The sequence below is a fragment of the Pseudomonas sp. SIMBA_041 genome (assembly GCF_046535095.1).
GTDB classification, from domain to species: Bacteria; Pseudomonadota; Gammaproteobacteria; order Pseudomonadales; family Pseudomonadaceae; genus Aquipseudomonas; species Aquipseudomonas mucoides.
Genome location: NZ_JAWRXJ010000762.1, coordinates 1 through 246 on the forward strand (window position 1 = coordinate 1; position 246 = coordinate 246).

At 48.0% G+C, this 246-nt stretch carries 1 protein-coding gene; it reads right to left on the reverse strand.

What is annotated here, in order from left to right; all coding sequences use genetic code 11:
• On the reverse strand, positions 1-246 hold a 246-nt coding region (locus tag SB725_RS33165; RefSeq protein ID WP_410923695.1), incomplete at both ends, for a hypothetical protein.

Sequence of the window (246 nt, forward strand, 5' to 3'; positions counted from 1 at the left end):
GGCATCGTCTTCTACTTCATTAATCTTGTAACCGAGCTCGTTAACGCTGTTACTGAGCTTCCCATCAAGCGCATTGAGCTGACCAAAGTTGACAGCATCATTGACTTCGATACCATCAGCGACACCGGTGATCGTTTTATCACCGGCATTGATGCCGTCAGTGGTCATGCTTGGACCATCTTTGATGGTGATGCCATTGGTGTTGACTGTCGTGTTACCTGTAGTCACACTATCAGCCGTGACACT